The organism is Actinomycetospora cinnamomea (assembly GCF_003096675.1).
Classification (GTDB): Bacteria; Actinomycetota; Actinomycetes; order Mycobacteriales; family Pseudonocardiaceae; genus Actinomycetospora; species Actinomycetospora cinnamomea.
Map to the genome: position 1 here is coordinate 136,096 of NZ_QEKW01000001.1, position 15,164 is coordinate 151,259.

Sequence of the window (15,164 nt, forward strand, 5' to 3'; positions counted from 1 at the left end):
CGCGGACGCCGCCGCCGGCCGTGCCGGAGAGCCCGTGGGCGGCGCTCGACCGCCGTCACGACGACGGGCCCCGCCGGCTGCCGGTCCTCGCCCTCGCCCTCGCCGCCGCGGCGGCGCTGATCGTGGGCGCCGCCCTCGCCGGCGGGACGCCGCTGATGTCCCACGGCGGGCTCGTCCCGATCGCCGAGGACGACGCCGACCCCGGCGACTCCGGTGGGGGGCAGCAGGACGAGGAGGAGGACGGCGCCCAGGCCGGCGACGACCAGGGCGACGACCAGGGCGACGGCGGCGGAGAGGGTGACGACGGCGGAGAGGGTGACGACGGCGAGGAGTTCCCGGGCCGCGACCAGATCGGGCGGGCGAGCGCGGACGAGTACGTCGACATCCAGGACGTCCGGCGCGGCCCCCGCGGCGAGGGCGGGGTGTTCTCCGGGGGCAGCTACAGCATCCGGTGCGCACTGAGCGACCACCACAACTCCGACAACCCGATCATCGCGCCGGGGGTGCGCAACGGCGCCCAGCACACCCACGACTACGCGGGCAACGAGGGCGCCAACTTCGCCTCGGACCTCGAGACGCTCCAGGAGTCGTCCACCACGTGCACCAACGGCGACCGCTCCCCCATCTTCTGGCCGGTCCTGCGCGACCTGCGCGGCGTCGGCCCCGATGTGGGCGCCGACGGCGGGAGCCTCGACGGCAACGTCGGCTCCTTCGTCGAGCCGTCGTCGGTGGACTACACGTTCCACGGGCACGGCACCCGGCGCACCGAGGCCATGCCACTGAACATCACGCTGGTCACCGGGTCGGCCAAGGCCGGCACGAACGACGGCGAGGGCAACAACGCCAAGTACACGTGCACCGGGTTCGCCGACCGGCTCACCGACCGGTACCCGATCTGCCCCCAGGGCTCGTCGATGCAGCGCGTCTACGACTTCCCGAGCTGCTGGAACGGGCAGGACCTCGACTCCGAGGACCACGCGAGCCACATCCGCTACCCCGACGAGCGGGGCGAGTGCGACGACGACCTCGTCCCCGTCCCCGCGCTGCGCATCACGGTGACGTACGAGGACCCGCCGCCGGGGCGGCTGTTCGCCATCGACAGCTTCCCCGAGCAGCAGCACGACCCGATCACCGACCACGCCCTGATCGAGTACCTGTCGTCCGAGCGTCGAGCCCAGCAGGGCGCGGAGTGCATCAACGACGCGCGCCGCTGCGTCCAGGGCCCGGAGCAGGACGGGGCCGCGTCGGGGTCCACCGACACCGCCGATCGCGTGCCGCGCTCCCGGACCTTCGCGCACGCGCTCGCGACGCACGCCCAGCACGGCGTCCACGGCAGCGAGCGGCGCGAACCGACGGGCGCGGCACGGCCGACCGCACCGGCCACCCACGACCACGGCCCGTCACCGTCGGTGTGGCAGGCCCGGCCCTGCGCGGAGCCGACCCCGCCGGTGCTCGCCGCTCCGGGTTCCTCGACGGTGCCGGCACGGCGGGAGCACCCGACGGCCTGCTGCTGCTGACCTGCCCTCCGCGGTGGGGTCAGCCCTCCGAGCCGGTCCGGGGCGCCTCGGGATCGACGGTGCGCGGGGGTTCGTGGTCGGCGGAGTCCTGGCGGGCCTGCCGCGGCCGCTCGCTCTCCCCGACGAACGGGCGCCGCCCGTCGAGCACCTCGGCGGCCTCGATGATCCGCGCGTCCGGCACCCCACCGAGCTCTCGGTCGCCGCGCTTGAAGCGGTTGGCCTTCTCGGCCTTCTTCGCCGGGCGGTCGTTGGCGATGAGCACCGCGACCCACGGCAGCGGCACCGAGAGCACGATGAAGGCGACCGCGACCCACGGCCGCTGGAAGCCGATGCCGGCGATGCCGGCGAGCACGAGGCACGGGATGCGGAACGCCATGATCAGCGAGTAGCGCTTCTTCCGGGCCGCGAACTCCTCGTCGTACGAGACCTGGGCCTCGGTGATCAGGATGGGCCCGTCGTCGTCCTGACGTCGGTTCAACGCGTGTCGCCTCCTCGGCACCAGCCGTCTCCCGCGGGTGCCCTCGCGTCCCAGACTCAACCCTGGACGCCCGCAGCGCCACCGGAGGGACGGGTCAGGTGGACGCCTCCGCCTTGGCGGCCTTGGCGGCCTTGGCGGCCTTCTTCTGGGCCTGCTTGAACTCGCGCACCTCGCCGAGGGTCACGGGGTCGACGACGTCGGCGATCGAGCGCCGCGAACCGTCCTCCCCGTACGCGCCCGCGGCCTCGCGCCACCCCTCCGGGCGCACGCCGCACTGCTTGCCGAGCAGCGCCGTGAAGATCTGCGCCTTCTGCCTGCCGAAGCCGGGCAGCGACTGCAGGTTCGCCAGCACCTCGCGCCCGTCGGCCGCGTCGGCCCACAGCCGTTCCGCCTCGCCGCCCCAGTCCGCGACGAGCGCGCGGCACAGCGCCTGCACCCGCTCGGCCATCGACCGCGGGTAGCGGTGCAGCGCGGGCGGCCCGGTGAACGCGGCGACCAGCGCCTCGGTGTCGTGCTCGGCGAGGCCGGCGGCCGTCAGCGGCGCGCCGAGGCGCTCGGTGAGCAGCGCGGGCGAGGCGAACGCCCGCTCCATGGGGAACTGCTGGTCGAGCAGCATGCCGATCAGCAGCGCCAACGGGTTGTCGCTGAGGACCGCGTCGGCCTCGGGGTCCTGCGCGAGGGTCAGGTCGGGCACTCCGTCAGCCTCGCAGATCGCGCGTGAGCACGGCGAACCTGAAGTCGTCGCCGCGGAGATCGGGCCCGGCCCGTGACCTCCCTCCGCCACCGGCCCACCGTCTCGCCACGCTGCAGCGATCGCGGTACCGCCGCACCGCAGGCATGGGACGGGTGCGGTACGACGCGGGTGCCGCCGGGACGACGCCGCGACGGCGTGGTCCGGCCTACAGTGAACCGACGGCGCCGCGACCCTCCGGCCACCGCCGGCCGGGGCCGGCGTGAGGCGAGGGCTGGATGTGACTGACCGACCGTCTCCCCCGACGACTCCCGGCGAGGCCCGCTCCCGCCCCGGGGACGGCTCGCGGTGGACGGCGCTCGCCGTCGACACCGGCGTCGCGGCGGCAACGGCGCTCGCTTCGGTCGTGGCGCTGCTCTCCGCCGACGAGGCGGGCAGCCGCCCTCCGGACGCCGTCGCGGTCGGCCTGCTCGTGACCGCCGCTGCCGCTCTGCTGATGCGCCGGCCACGGCCGAGGACCGCCCTGTGCGGCACGGTCGGGTTCGCGCTGGTCTACCTGGCCCTCGACTACCCCGGCGGACCGGAACTTCCGGTGCTGATGGTGGCCTTCTACAGCGTCGCGGCGGCCGGCCAGAGGTGGGAGACGGTGCTGATCGTCGTACTGTTCGGCGGCGGCGGCGCGGTGTACCGGGCGGTCGTGGAGCGGGAGTCCGTGCTGGAGATCACCGTGACCGTCGCGCTGCTCGTGCTCGCCTTCCTGCTCGGCGACGGCGTCTCCACGCGGCGGCGGCTGCGGGCGGAAGTCCAGGAGCGCCTGCGGGCGGTGGCGGTCGAGAAGGAGCTCGAGGCGCAGACCCGGATCAGCGGGGAGCGCATGCGGATCGCCCAGGAGCTGCACGACGTCCTGGCGCACACCATCACCACGATGACCGTGCACGCCGGGGCCGCCTCCGACCTGCTGGGCCACCAGCCCGAGCAGGCCCGCCGCTCGCTGGCGACGCTGCGTGCCTCCGGCCGGGACGCGATGGCGGAGCTGCGCGCGACGGTCGCCGTGCTGCGCTCCGGAGACGAGGAGCCGCCCCGGCGGTCCGCGCCGGGGCTGTCCCAGCTCGAGGCCCTGGTCGAAGGGGTCCGGCAGGCAGGCCTGCCGGTCGAGCTGGAGGTCCGCGGTGAGCCGCGTGAACTCCCTTCGGCGGTCGAACTGACGGTGTACCGGATCGTGCAGGAGAGCCTGACCAACGTGATCCGCCACGCTCGCGCGTCCCGGGCGGCCGTGTGCGTCCACGTGGCAACCACCGCGGTCGAGGTGACCGTGGAGGACGACGGCGGCGGCCGCGGGGACAGACCGGCGCCCGGCGTTGGGTTGGCGGGCCTCACCGAGCGGGTCCGGGCGCTGGGGGGCGCCCTCCTCACGGGGGACCGCCCGGACCGCGGCTTCCGAGTGTCCGCGACGCTGCCGGCACCGGAGACGACGGAGTGAGGGACGGGACCGCGCGTGACCCGGTGGTGCGGGTGCTGCTCGCCGACGACCAGGCACTGGTGCGCGCGGGCTTCCGCCTCGTCCTCGAGCGGGACGAGCGCATCGAGGTGGTCGACGAGGCGGCCGACGGCTCGGAAGCGGTCGTGCTGGCCCGGCAGCACCACCCCGACGTGGTCCTCATGGACATCCGCATGCCGGTCATCGACGGCATCGAGGCCACGCGCCGCATCCTCACGGACGGCCGGTCGGACACCCCGCGCGTCGTCGTCCTCACCACCTACGAGCAGGACGACTACATCGCGGATGCCCTGCAGGCCGGCTCCAGCGGCTTCCTGCTCAAGGACGTCGAACCGGAGGACCTCCGCCGAGCGGTGCACGTCGTCGCGGCCGGCGACGCCCTGCTCTCCCCCAGCGTCACGCGCCGGCTCCTGGACACCCTGCGGGCCCGTCCCGACCGGCGACCCCAGCAGCCCGAGCGGCTCGACGTGCTCACACCGCGCGAGCGCGAGGTGGTCGCCCTGGTCGGACGCGGGCTGAGCACCGCCGAGATCGGCAAGGCGCTGTCCATGAGCCCGGCCACCGCCAAGACGCACGTCAACCGGGCGATGGGCAAGCTGCACGCCCGGGACCGCGCCCAACTGGTCGTCATCGCCCACGAGACCGGGCTGGTCTCGCCGCACTGACCCGGCCCCGGGTCCGACGAACGCGGCAGCCGCGTATCGCCGCACCCACCGCCGATGCGGTAGCCGGCTCGCACCGTCGCGCCGATGGCGGGAGAGCCCCGCATTCCTAGCGTCGATCCCGTCGCCCGACCCACGCCCCTTCGCCCGGGAGCGGCGGCAGACCCCACGGACCCCGACCAGCACGGGACGCGCCATGACCCGAATCCGCACAGCACATGTCGTCGGTGGCGGTATCGCCGGCCAGGTGGCCGCCGTCGCCCTGCACCGCGCCGGCATCGAACCGTGCGTGTCCGAGGCCTATGACACCGATGCCGCCGGCGTCGGCGCCTTCCTCGGCCTCGGCCTCAACGGCCTCGATGCCCTGCGGACGGTCGGCATGGACACCGCCGTCCTCGCCCGCGGCTTCGCCACCCCCCGCATGGTGCTGCTCAACGGGAGCGGGCGCGTCCTCGCCGACGTCCCCAACGGCGGCGCGCTGCGCGACGGCACGCACGCCCTCACCATCCGCCGGTCGGACCTCTACGCGGCCCTCCGCGACGAGGCCGAACGGCGCGGCATCCCCACCCGACACGGGAAGCGGCTGACCGCCGTCCGGCACACCGACTCCGGAGTCCGCGCGGAGTTCGGCGACGGCAGCACCGCGGAGGCCGACGTGCTCGTCGGCGCCGACGGGATCCACTCGACGGTGCGGGGGCTGCTCGACCCCGCCGCCCCCGGCGCCAGCTACGTCGGGTTCCTCAACACCGGCGGCTACGCGCGAGGCGTCGACGTCCCCGGACCGCCCGGGGTGAACCACCTCTGCTTCGGCCGTCGCGCCTTCATCGGCTGGGTCAAGGCCCCCGACGGGGAGGTCTGGTGGTTCGCCAACCCGCCGGCGCCCCGCGAACCCCGCCCCGAGGAGCTGGCAGCCATCCCTGCCGAGCGGTGGCGGGCGCGCCTGTTGGACCTGTTCGCCGACGACCGCGGACCGGCCGCCGACCTCATCCGGGCGACCGACGAGGTGTTCGCCGGCTGGACCACCTACGACCTGCCCTCGGTGCCCACCTGGCACGACGGCCGCACAGTGATCATCGGAGACGCCGCACACGCTGTGTCACCGTCGGTCGGGCAGGGCGCCGCGATGGCGATCGAGGACGCCGTCGTCCTCGCCCAGTGCCTGCGCGACCACGACGACGCCCCGGCCGCGCTGTCCCGCTACGAGCAGCTGCGCCGTGCCCGTGTCGAGAAGGTCAGGACGCAGGGACGCCGCAACGGCAGCGGCAAGACCGTGGGCCCCGTGGGCCGCGCCGCTCGTGACCTCGTGCTGCCGATCGTGATGCGCCGGCTGTTCCGCGACGGCCGCGATCCCCTGCGGTGGATGTGGGATCACCACATCGACTGGGAGACGTCCGTAACCGACCCGGCCCCGTCGCCGGCCTCCCGATGATCACCGCTACCGCTCGTGGACGCCCCCGCCGCACCGGCCGGCGGTGGGTCGTGCGCGGGCTGCTCACCCTGCTCGTCCTCGCCTTCGCAGGGCTCGCGGCGCTGGCCCTGACGTGGGCGCGCGCGTCCACCGACACCACCGGCCGGGTGGCGTTCGACCGTCCGCTGAACGTCCCGCCGCTCGCCCCGTCGCGGGTGGAGGACGGCACACGGGTCTTCGAGTTGCGCGCCACCGCCGGCACCACCGACTTCGGCGTCGGGGACAGCGCCACCCGCACCTGGGGCTTCAACGGCGCCTACCTCGGTCCGACCTTGCGCGCCGAGCGCGGCGAACCCGTGCGCATCGACGTCACCAACGCCCTGCCCGAGGCCACCACCGTGCACTGGCACGGTCACGAGCTCCCGGCGGCGATGGACGGCGGACCGCACCAGGCGATCGCTCCCGGCGCCGGCTGGCAGCCGTCCTGGACAGTCGACCAGCCCGCGGCCACGACCTGGTACCACCCCCATCCGCACGGCGCGACCGCTCACCAGGTCTCCCGCGGCATGGCCGGGATGTTCATCCTCGACGACACCACCAGCCGCGCACTCGAGCTGCCCGACGAGTACGGCGTCGACGACATCCCCGTGATCGTCCAGGACCAGGCCTTCGACGACGACGGCCAGTTCCGTCGGGCCGAACACCCGTTCAGCCCGGTCGGCCACCTCGGCGACCAGATCCTGGCCAACGGCACCATTGGCGGGTATCACGAGGTCACCACCGAGAGGCTCCGGCTCCGGCTGCTCAACGCCTCCCCCGCGCGGGTGTACGACTTCGGCCTCGGGGACGACCGCGAGTTCGCCCTCGTCGGCACGGACGGCGGCCTGCTGCCAGCACCGCACCGCACCGACGCCGTCCGGCTCTCCCCCGGCGAACGGGCTGAGATCGTCGTGTCGCTGGATCCCGGGGAGCGGGTCGTGCTCCGCAGCACTCCACCCGACCTCGGCACCGACCCCTGGACCGGCCGGTTCGCGGGCGGCGACGACCGCTTCGACATCCTCCAGTTGCGCGCCGCCGAACACCTCGTTCCGGTGCCGGAGGTGCCCGACCGTCTCGCCGGGACACCCGGGCTCGACCCGGCGGACGCGGTGGCCACGCGGCGGTTCCGCTTCTCCGGCATCAGCATCAACGACCGACGGATGGTCATGGACCGGGTCGACGAGGCGGTCGTCGCCGACACCACCGAGCTCTGGGAGCTCAGCACCTCGGACGGCTCGCCGCACAACTTCCACGTGCACGGCGCGCGCTTCACGGTCCTCGAGGTCGACGGCGAGCGACCCGGTCCGGAGCTGACCGGCTGGAAGGACACCGTCTACCTGGCCCCGTCCACCACGACACGCGTACTGGTGCACTTCGCCGATCACGCCGACCCGAACCTGCCGTTCATGATCCACTGCCACTTCCTGCGGCACGAGGACCAGGGCATGATGCTGCAGTTCGTCATCCTCGAACCGGGGCAGGAACGGGGTCGTCCTCCGGCAACGCACGCCACGGAACATGCCGGCCACGTCACCCCAGGTGGGTGGATCAGCCTCGCAGGTCCTTCTCCAGCACGGCGAACCTGAAGTTGTCGCCCCGAGGCTCCCCGACGCCCTCCGCGCCATAGGGGAACGGCCGGGTCTCGCCGGTGCGGGTGTAGCCCCGCCGCTCATACCACTCGATGAGCTCGGTGCGCCGGTCGATGACGCACATCTCCATGGTCGTCGCGCCGCGCTCGAGGGCGTGTTCCTCGGCGGCGCGCAGCAGCGTTGTGCCGATGCCGCCCTGCTGCGCCCCGGGCCGCACGGCGAACATGCCGAACGAGGCGGTGTCGCTGCCTTCCGGGTGGGTCACCGCCGCGCAGCCGAGGAGGTCCCCGGCGACGAGCATGGTGATCGACGGGTCGGCGAGGTCCGCGGCGAGCAGGGCGCGGGTGGTGCGGGGGCCGTCGATGAGGTCGGCCTCCGAGGTCCAGCCCTCGCGGCCGGAGGGGCCGCGGTAGGCCGAGTGCACGAGGGCGAGCAGGGAGTCCACGTCGGCGGCCTCGGCGACGCGGATCGTCAGTGGAGCGGTCATCGCCCCGAAGTCTGCCGCCTCACCCGCCGGTGGTGCTCGTCGATGACGCACCCTCGGGGCGCTATCGGTCCTCCAGGGGGACGGCCAGGCCGTCGGGGTCCCCGGCCGCCATGGCCTTCGCGACCGGCTCGGGCAACGGTTCGAGACCGAGGGCGCCGAGGGCGAACCCCGTGACGAGCGCGTGCCAGGCGGCGGCGCGTCGCAGCATCGCGTGCCCATCGCCGAGGACCTCGAAGCGCGCGACGCGGTCGGAGACCGTCGCCACCTCCCCGGCGAACCAGCGCGAGGCCTGCGGGCTCGTCATCCGTTCGCGGTCGCCGTGGGCGATGAGCACGGTCCGGTCGGCGAGGTGGGCGTACGGCTCGTCGCGCTCGATCCACGGCGCGAGCGCGGCCACCCCGACCACGCCGTCGTCGCCGCCCACGCGCAGGGCCGCGCGGGCGCCCATGGAGTGCCCGACCAGCACGACCGGCACGTCGCCGTGCCGTCGCCGCAGAGCGCGCAGCGCCCAACGCGCGTCCTGCACCGGGTCGAGGTCGGGCGCGTTCCACCCGCGGTGCCGGTAGCGCAGCAGGACCGTGTCCACCCCGCGGCGCGCACCGGCCGCGGCGACGGCGTGGGCGAACGGGACCATGCGCAGGAACGGCAGGCGCAGGCCGTCCGCGGCCTCGTACCCGTCAGGGCGCCCGCCGTGGAGCACGAGCACCGCGCCGGTCACCGGGCGGCGCGTGGCGGGACGGACGGCGTCGAGTCGCGGCAGGGTCACGGATCCATCCTGCGGGGCCGCCGAACCGCGCCGCGCGCGAGAGCTCGAGCGCGATACACCCGGCCATGGCAGATGGGTGACAATCTGCACCACCCGGGTGCACCGTTCGTGTCGTCCGGATCATCCGAGTACGGAACGTGCTCGGATTCACCCCATGGTGGGGGTGGGGGTCAACGACGTCCCGATCGTGGGGGAACCGGTCGCGTACGGCGTCGGGTTCATCGTGCTGTTGTTCGTGTGCTTCTCGGCGGTCCTCCGCCAGTACTTCGTCACGCTCGCGCACGAGGGCGGCCACGTCCTGGTCGCAGCGGTCTCGCTCCGGACGAAGATCACCCTGGAGCTCAAGGACAACGGCGACGGTGAGACCACCTATCGGGGTTCTGGCTGGTTCTCGGAACTCATCAACGGCATCATCGGTTACGCGAGCCCGCCCCTGCTCGGTCTCGCCGCCGCCGCGCTCATCGCGCTGGGGAACCCGTGGGCGGTCCTGCTGGGCGCGGTGGTCCTGGCGTTCGCCCTGGTCCCGTTCTCGATCAAGAGCCTTGCCTTCGTCGTGCCCGCGGTGGTGGTGCTCGGCGTCGGTTACGTCCTGATCCAGGGCTCGGCACAGCTCCAGGCCGCAGTCGCCGTGGGCATTGCCTGGCTCCTGCTCATCGGGGGCGCCGCGGACAACTTGTCGTTTCGCGGACGCAAGGCCGATGCCTCTGACCTCGCCCAGACGACGATCATCGTGCCAGCGTTCGTGTGGGAGCTTCTCTGGGCGTTCGTCGCCGTCGTGTCCCTCATCGTCGGCGCGCAGCTCCTCCTCCGCCCCGGCTATGCGATCGGCTGAGGGACTCCACGCATGCGGGCGCCGCGGGCACCCGAGAGGATCGGCCCCATGGCGCGCTACGACCGTCTACGACGGATCACCCAGGGCCACGACCGGCGGAGGTCGGGCCGGGCCCTGCGGCTGTGGCGCAAGCTCGCGATCTGGCTGCTCATGCCCCGGCGCGACCGAGGGTTCTGGTACGGCTTCGCGATCGACGTGCTGTGGCCCGTGCTCATGGCGGTGGCGCGCTGGGACTTCCGCGGCGGGCGTCAGGTCCCGACGTCGGGCGGGGCGCTGCTCGCGGTCAATCACCTGTCGCACGTGGACCCGATCGTGCTCGTCGCCTACGTGCTCTCGCAGGGCCGCGTGCCCCGGTTCCTGGCGATGAAGGAGCTGTGGGGCATGACGGTCGTCGGCGCGCCGCTGCGCGGGGGCCGGCACATCCCCGTCGACCGCAAGGCCTCGGGTGTCGAGGCCTACCGCGCGGCCGTGGAGGCGGTGCGGCAGGGCGAGGTGGTCGTGCTCTACCCGGAGGGGGGCTTCGCCGAGCACTCCGACGGCTGGCCCCGCGCCGCCCGGACCGGCATCGCGCGCATCGCGCTGGAGACCGGTGCACCCGTCATCCCCGTCGCGCAGTGGGGTTCGAACCACCTGCTGCCGCCGACGGCCTCCCGCCCGACCCTGCTCCCCCGCGCGACCCTGCGTGTGCTCGCGGGCCGGCCGGTGGCGCTCGACGACCTGCGCGCGGGCCGGATCGGGCGCACGGCCCTCCAGGACGCCACCGAGCGGATCATGGGACGCATCACCGAGCAGCTCGCGGTGCTGCGCGACGAGGAGCCACCGCGGGACACCGGGGCCCCCGAGCCCGCCCGCTCCGGTGTCGACCTGCAGCCACCCGCCGTGGGCTGACAGGCGTGCCTTGCGGCACGTGAGCAGTAGGAAGGCTCCAGCACTTCCTACTGCTCACGTGCGCGCAGCGCACCTAGCCGTTGACCTGCTTCTGCATCTCCTCGACCACCGAGGGGTCGACCAGCGTGGAGGTGTCGCCGAGCTCCTCGCCCTCGGCGATGTTCTTCAGCAGGCGACGCATGATCTTGCCCGAGCGGGTCTTCGGCATGTCGCGCGCGAAGATCACCGACGCGGGGCGGGCGAGCTTGCCGATCGACTGCGCGACCTGCTCGCGCAGCGCCTGCTCCAGCTCCTCGGTGCCCTGCTTGTCCCCGATGAGGGAGACGAACGCGACGATCGCCTGCCCCGTGTCGGGGTCCTTCTTGGCCGCGACGGCGGCCTCGGCGACGTCGGCGTGCTCCACCAGCGCGCTCTCGATCTCGAAGGTCGAGAGGCGGTGCCCGGAGACGTTGACGACGTCGTCGATGCGGCCCATCAGCATGATGTCGCCGTCCGCGTCGTACTTGGCCCCGTCGCCGGCGAAGTAGGCGTCGGAGTACTTCGACCAGTACGTGTCGCGGTAGCGCTGGTCGTCGTTGTAGAGCCCGCGCATCATGCCCGGCCAGGGCTGGGTCAGGACGAGGTTGCCGGTGGTCTCGACGGGGACCTGGTTGCCCTCGTCGTCCCGGATCTCCGGGCGCACCCCCGGGAACGGCTGCTGGGCCATGCCCGGCTTGAGCGTCGTGATGCCGGGCAGCGGGGTGATGAGGATGTGGCCGGTCTCGGTCTGCCACCAGGTGTCCATGATCGGCGCCTTGCCGCCGCCGACGTGCTCCCGGTACCACTCCCACGCCTCGGGGTTGATCGGCTCACCGACGCTGCCGAGGATCTTGATCGACGAGAGGTCGTGCGCCTGGGCGTGCTTCTCGCCGGCCTTCATGTGGGCCCGGATCGCGGTCGGCGAGGTGTACAGGATCGTCACCCCGTACTTCTCGATGATCTTCCACCAGACCTCCTGGTCCGGGTACCCGGGGACGCCCTCGAAGAGCACCGAGGTGCACCCGTTGGCGAGCGGGCCGTACACGATGTAGCTGTGCCCGGTGATCCAGCCGATGTCGGCCGCGCACCAGTAGACCGAGTCGTCCTTGACGTCGAAGACGAGGTTGTGGGTCGTGGCACAGCCGAGCAGGTAGCCGCCCGTGGTGTGCACGACGCCCTTGGGCTTGCCGGTGGAGCCCGAGGTGTAGAGCAGGAAGAGCAGGTCCTCCGACTCCATGGGCTCGCAGGGGCAGCTCTCGGGGTCGTCGGACGCGTTCGCGATCAGGTCGTCGAGGTAGACGTCGCGGTCCGACATCGGGATGTCGGCGCCCGTGCGCCGCACCACGACGACCTTCTCGACGGTGGTGGGGCTCGCGTCGAGGCCCTCGTCGGCGTTGGTCTTCTGCGGCGCGGCCTTGCCGCCGCGCATCGCCTCGTCCTGGGTGATCAGGACCTTGCACTCGAGGTCGTTGCAGCGCTCGGCCACGGCCTTGCCGCTGAAGCCGCCGAACACGACGGTGTGCGGCGCGCCGAGGCGGGCGCAGGCGAGCATCGCGATGACGGCGTCGGGGATCATCTGCATGTAGATCCCGACCGGCACACCCTTGCCGACCCCGAGTTCCTTGAGCCCGTTGGCCACCGCGGTCACCCGCCGCTGCAGCTCGGCGTAGGTGATGTCCCGGACCTCGGAGGAGTCCGGTCCGTCATCGGGGACGACGTGGAGGGCGACCTTGTCGCCCATGCCCGCCTCCACGTGGCGGTCCACGCAGTTGTAGCAGGCGTTGAGCTTGCCCCCGACGAACCACTTCGCGTAGGGCTGGTCCCACTCCAGCACCTTGTCGTAGGGCTCGTACCAGCTGAGGCGCTGCTTCGCCTGCTCGTCCCAGAAGGACTCGAGGTCCTGCTCCAGCATCTCCGGGCGCACGTTCGCCGTCTTCGACAGCTCCGGGTCCGGCGGGTAGGTCCTGCCCTCGGTGGTCGTCGCCTGTTCCGACATCCGCGTCTGCCTCCCGGTCGTCGTCCGGCACCGACCGGCGCCTCTGACCGCCGGTGCCACCTCTGTGTGCGCAGCGTCACGCACAACCCTGCCCGGCGGCAACGGTGCGATCGGAGAGTCCGGAACCTGGGTCGGCGAAGATCGACTGCAGGTGCAGTGTGACGATCTCCCGCGTGACCCGGCCGGACCTCCCCGACACGGACCGCCCTCCTGTGGACGGGGTCGACGTCCCACATGCCCGAATGTGGCGTGGCTTACGCGTCGCGCTCGTCCGTGAACGGTTCACCGTGGACGGCGTCGCCGCCTTGATCGGTTCCGCCGCGCGCGCCGCGCTCGACCGCGGCGAGACGACGCCGGCCCGCCGGGCGGTCCGCGCCGCCGGGGCGGCGGGCGCCCTCGTGCGGTTGTTCCTGCTGGGCGACGTGCTGCCGCGGGACGAGGTCGCGGCCGCGCTGGACCCCGTCGACGTCGACGAGGCGGTGACCGCCGGGCTCCTGGACGTCGACGAGACCGGGGTGCGGGCCGCTCTCGACCTGCGCCCGCACGCCGACGCGGGTCTCCCCGACGCACCGCCGTGGTGGGTGCTGTCGGATCTCGAGGTTGCGCCCGGCGGGAGGACCGCCGATCGGGAGCACGTGCTCGGTACGGGTGCGGCGTCGCTGTCCCTGGCGCGGGCGACGGTGCGCCGGCCCGTCGACACGTTGCTCGACGTCGGCACCGGGTGCGGGGTGCAGGTGCTGCACGCCTCCGGGCACGCGCGGGACCTCACGGCCACCGACGTCTCGACCCGCGCCTTGCAGATCGCGCGGGTGACGTTCGCGCTCTCCGGCCTGGAGGTCGAGTGCCTCGCCGGGCCGTGGCTCGAGCCCGTCGCGGGCCGGCGCTTCGACCAGATCGTCAGCAACCCGCCGTTCGTGCCCGGGCCGCCGCACGTCGAGCACGTCTACCGCGACGCGGGGCTCGGCGGGGACGGCGCGAGCGCCCTGCTGGTGGGACGCCTGCCCGCGCACCTCACCGAGGGCGGCGTCGCGCAGCTGCTCGCCTCCTGGCTGATCACCTCTGACGACTGGACCGGGCGCCCCCGGGCCTGGCTCGGCGAGGCCGCCGAGGCGGCCGCGCCCGGCGGGCTGGACGCGTGGGTGGTGCAGCGCGATGTCGCCGATCCCGCGTTGCACGTCGGGACGTGGCTGCGCGACGCGGGCGTCGACCCCGCCTCGCCGGAGGGCACCGCGCTCTCGGAGCGGTGGCTGGACTGGCTCGCCGAGGCCGGGGTGCACGCGATTGGCTTCGGCTTCGTGACGCTGCGGCGCACCGCACCTGACGTCGCGGGCACGGTCGTGTGCGAGGACCTGCGTCAGTCCCACGACGACCCCCTCGGCCCCGAGATCGAGGCCTGGCTCGACCGCACGGCCTGGCTGGCGGCCCGTTCCGACGAGGCCCTGCTCGACGAGCGGCTGCTCGTGCCGGACACGGTGGCCCTCGAGCGCGGCCTGGTCTCCACCGACGAGGGCTGGTCGCCGGTGGCCGCCACGCTCGTGCGTCTCGACGGCCCGCAGTGGCGCCACGACGTCGACGAGCTCGGGGTCGCGTTGCTCGGCGGCTGCCGCGGTCACCTGCCGCTGCGCGACCTGCTCGACCTGCTCGCGCTCGCGCACGGCCGCGACGCCGACGAGCTGGCCCGCACCGCGGTGCCCGTCGTCCGGGACCTGGTCCGCCACGGGATGCTGACCGCGGTCGCATGAGGGCGGTCGTGAGCCGCGTCGCCTGGGCGCGGGTCGTGGTGGACGGCTCCGACGGGGAACGCGTGGTCGGGGCGCTGGAGCAGCCGGGGCTGCTCGTGCTGCTCGGGGTCCATCGCGACGACGGGCCCGAGGCACCGGCGGTGATGGCCCGAAAGCTGCACGAGCTGCGGCTGCTGCGCGGCGAGCGCTCCTGCGCCGAGACCGGTGCCGGGCTGCTGGTCGTCAGCCAGTTCACCCTCTACGGGGACACGCGCAAGGGCCGCCGGCCGTCGTGGTCGGCGGCGGCCCCACCGCCGGCGGCCCGGGAGGCGGTCGACGCGGTGGTGGCCGCGCTGCGGGCCCGGGGAGCGCCGGTGGCCGAAGGGAAGTTCGGGGCCGACATGCGCGTTGTGTCGAGCAACGACGGGCCGTTCACGGTCCTCGTGGAGATCTGAGGACGGTTGCGTCCCGGTGGCGCGCGCCATGCGTCGGCCACGCCACACCGGGCACCCCACCGTTGTATCCCAGGCCGGGAACGAACGCCGCCCCCGAGGCGTTCGACCATGTGACGCGG

14 protein-coding genes are annotated in these 15,164 nt (G+C 73.6%); 9 read left to right on the forward strand and 5 right to left on the reverse strand.

Annotated elements, in window-relative coordinates; all coding sequences use genetic code 11:
• Window positions 1-20 precede the first annotated feature (20 nt).
• A complete protein-coding gene (locus C8D89_RS00715) occupies window positions 21-1,517 on the forward strand; it encodes a DUF1996 domain-containing protein (RefSeq protein WP_243417663.1) in 1,497 nt (498 codons plus the stop codon).
• A 19-nt stretch (window positions 1,518-1,536) separates the two neighbouring features.
• Here C8D89_RS00715 and C8D89_RS00720 read toward each other — a convergent pair whose 3' ends face one another.
• A complete protein-coding gene (locus C8D89_RS00720) occupies window positions 1,537-1,995 on the reverse strand; it encodes a DUF3099 domain-containing protein (RefSeq protein WP_116706168.1) in 459 nt (152 codons plus the stop codon).
• Window positions 1,996-2,089: 94 nt separating this feature from the next.
• Window positions 2,090-2,689: an HhH-GPD-type base excision DNA repair protein gene (locus C8D89_RS00725; protein ID WP_116706169.1), complete on the reverse strand. Its 600-nt coding sequence runs from the start codon at window positions 2,687-2,689 to the stop codon at window positions 2,090-2,092.
• A 277-nt stretch (window positions 2,690-2,966) separates the two neighbouring features.
• Between C8D89_RS00725 and C8D89_RS00730 the strand changes: the two genes are divergently transcribed.
• The 4 genes from C8D89_RS00730 to C8D89_RS00745 all read left to right on the forward strand — a co-directional run bounded on the left by C8D89_RS00730 (window position 2,967) and on the right by C8D89_RS00745 (window position 7,879).
• On the forward strand, window positions 2,967-4,166 hold the full coding sequence (locus tag C8D89_RS00730; RefSeq protein WP_116706170.1) for a sensor histidine kinase: 1,200 nt from the start codon (window positions 2,967-2,969) through the stop codon (window positions 4,164-4,166).
• A 23-nt stretch (window positions 4,167-4,189) separates the two neighbouring features.
• On the forward strand, window positions 4,190-4,849 hold the full coding sequence (locus tag C8D89_RS00735) for a response regulator (protein WP_116706819.1): 660 nt from the start codon (window positions 4,190-4,192) through the stop codon (window positions 4,847-4,849).
• Between the two features lie 193 nt (window positions 4,850-5,042).
• Window positions 5,043-6,275: an FAD-dependent oxidoreductase gene (locus tag C8D89_RS00740; RefSeq protein WP_116706171.1), complete on the forward strand. Its 1,233-nt coding sequence runs from the start codon at window positions 5,043-5,045 to the stop codon at window positions 6,273-6,275.
• Window positions 6,276-6,325: 50 nt separating this feature from the next.
• On the forward strand, window positions 6,326-7,879 hold the full coding sequence (locus C8D89_RS00745; RefSeq protein WP_207786986.1) for a multicopper oxidase family protein: 1,554 nt from the start codon (window positions 6,326-6,328) through the stop codon (window positions 7,877-7,879).
• Here the strand turns inward: C8D89_RS00745 and C8D89_RS00750 are convergent.
• Together C8D89_RS00750 and C8D89_RS00755 are read right to left on the reverse strand one after the other, a co-directional pair.
• Complete coding sequence (locus tag C8D89_RS00750; protein ID WP_116706173.1) at window positions 7,842-8,369, reverse strand: GNAT family N-acetyltransferase; 528 nt, start codon at window positions 8,367-8,369, stop codon at window positions 7,842-7,844. The genes C8D89_RS00745 and C8D89_RS00750 overlap by 38 nt on opposite strands.
• 61 nt (window positions 8,370-8,430) lie before the next feature.
• The gene (locus tag C8D89_RS00755; RefSeq protein WP_243417665.1) at window positions 8,431-9,135 is read right to left on the reverse strand and encodes an alpha/beta fold hydrolase; all 705 of its coding nucleotides are present in this window, start codon (window positions 9,133-9,135) and stop codon (window positions 8,431-8,433) included.
• Window positions 9,136-9,298: 163 nt separating this feature from the next.
• Here C8D89_RS00755 and C8D89_RS00760 point away from each other — a divergent pair, with 163 nt between their 5' ends.
• A complete protein-coding gene (locus C8D89_RS00760) occupies window positions 9,299-9,967 on the forward strand; it encodes a M50 family metallopeptidase (protein ID WP_165825490.1) in 669 nt (222 codons plus the stop codon).
• Between the two features lie 48 nt (window positions 9,968-10,015).
• Window positions 10,016-10,855, forward strand: a complete 840-nt coding sequence (locus tag C8D89_RS00765) for a lysophospholipid acyltransferase family protein (RefSeq protein ID WP_116706176.1) — start codon at window positions 10,016-10,018, stop codon at window positions 10,853-10,855.
• Window positions 10,856-10,928: 73 nt separating this feature from the next.
• Here the strand turns inward: C8D89_RS00765 and acs are convergent, their stop codons facing one another.
• Window positions 10,929-12,869 (reverse strand): acetate--CoA ligase, encoded by a 1,941-nt coding sequence (gene acs, locus C8D89_RS00770; RefSeq protein ID WP_116706177.1) that lies wholly within the window; start codon window positions 12,867-12,869, stop codon window positions 10,929-10,931.
• 242 nt (window positions 12,870-13,111) lie between these two features.
• Between acs and C8D89_RS00775 the strand changes: the two genes are divergently transcribed.
• Both C8D89_RS00775 and dtd read left to right on the forward strand, forming a co-directional pair.
• Window positions 13,112-14,611 (forward strand): DUF7782 domain-containing protein, encoded by a 1,500-nt coding sequence (locus C8D89_RS00775; RefSeq protein WP_116706178.1) that lies wholly within the window; start codon window positions 13,112-13,114, stop codon window positions 14,609-14,611.
• Window positions 14,608-15,045, forward strand: a complete 438-nt coding sequence (dtd, locus tag C8D89_RS00780; RefSeq protein ID WP_116706179.1) for a D-aminoacyl-tRNA deacylase — start codon at window positions 14,608-14,610, stop codon at window positions 15,043-15,045. Before C8D89_RS00775 ends, dtd begins: the two co-directional genes overlap by 4 nt.
• The last annotated feature ends 119 nt before the right edge of the window (window positions 15,046-15,164 follow it).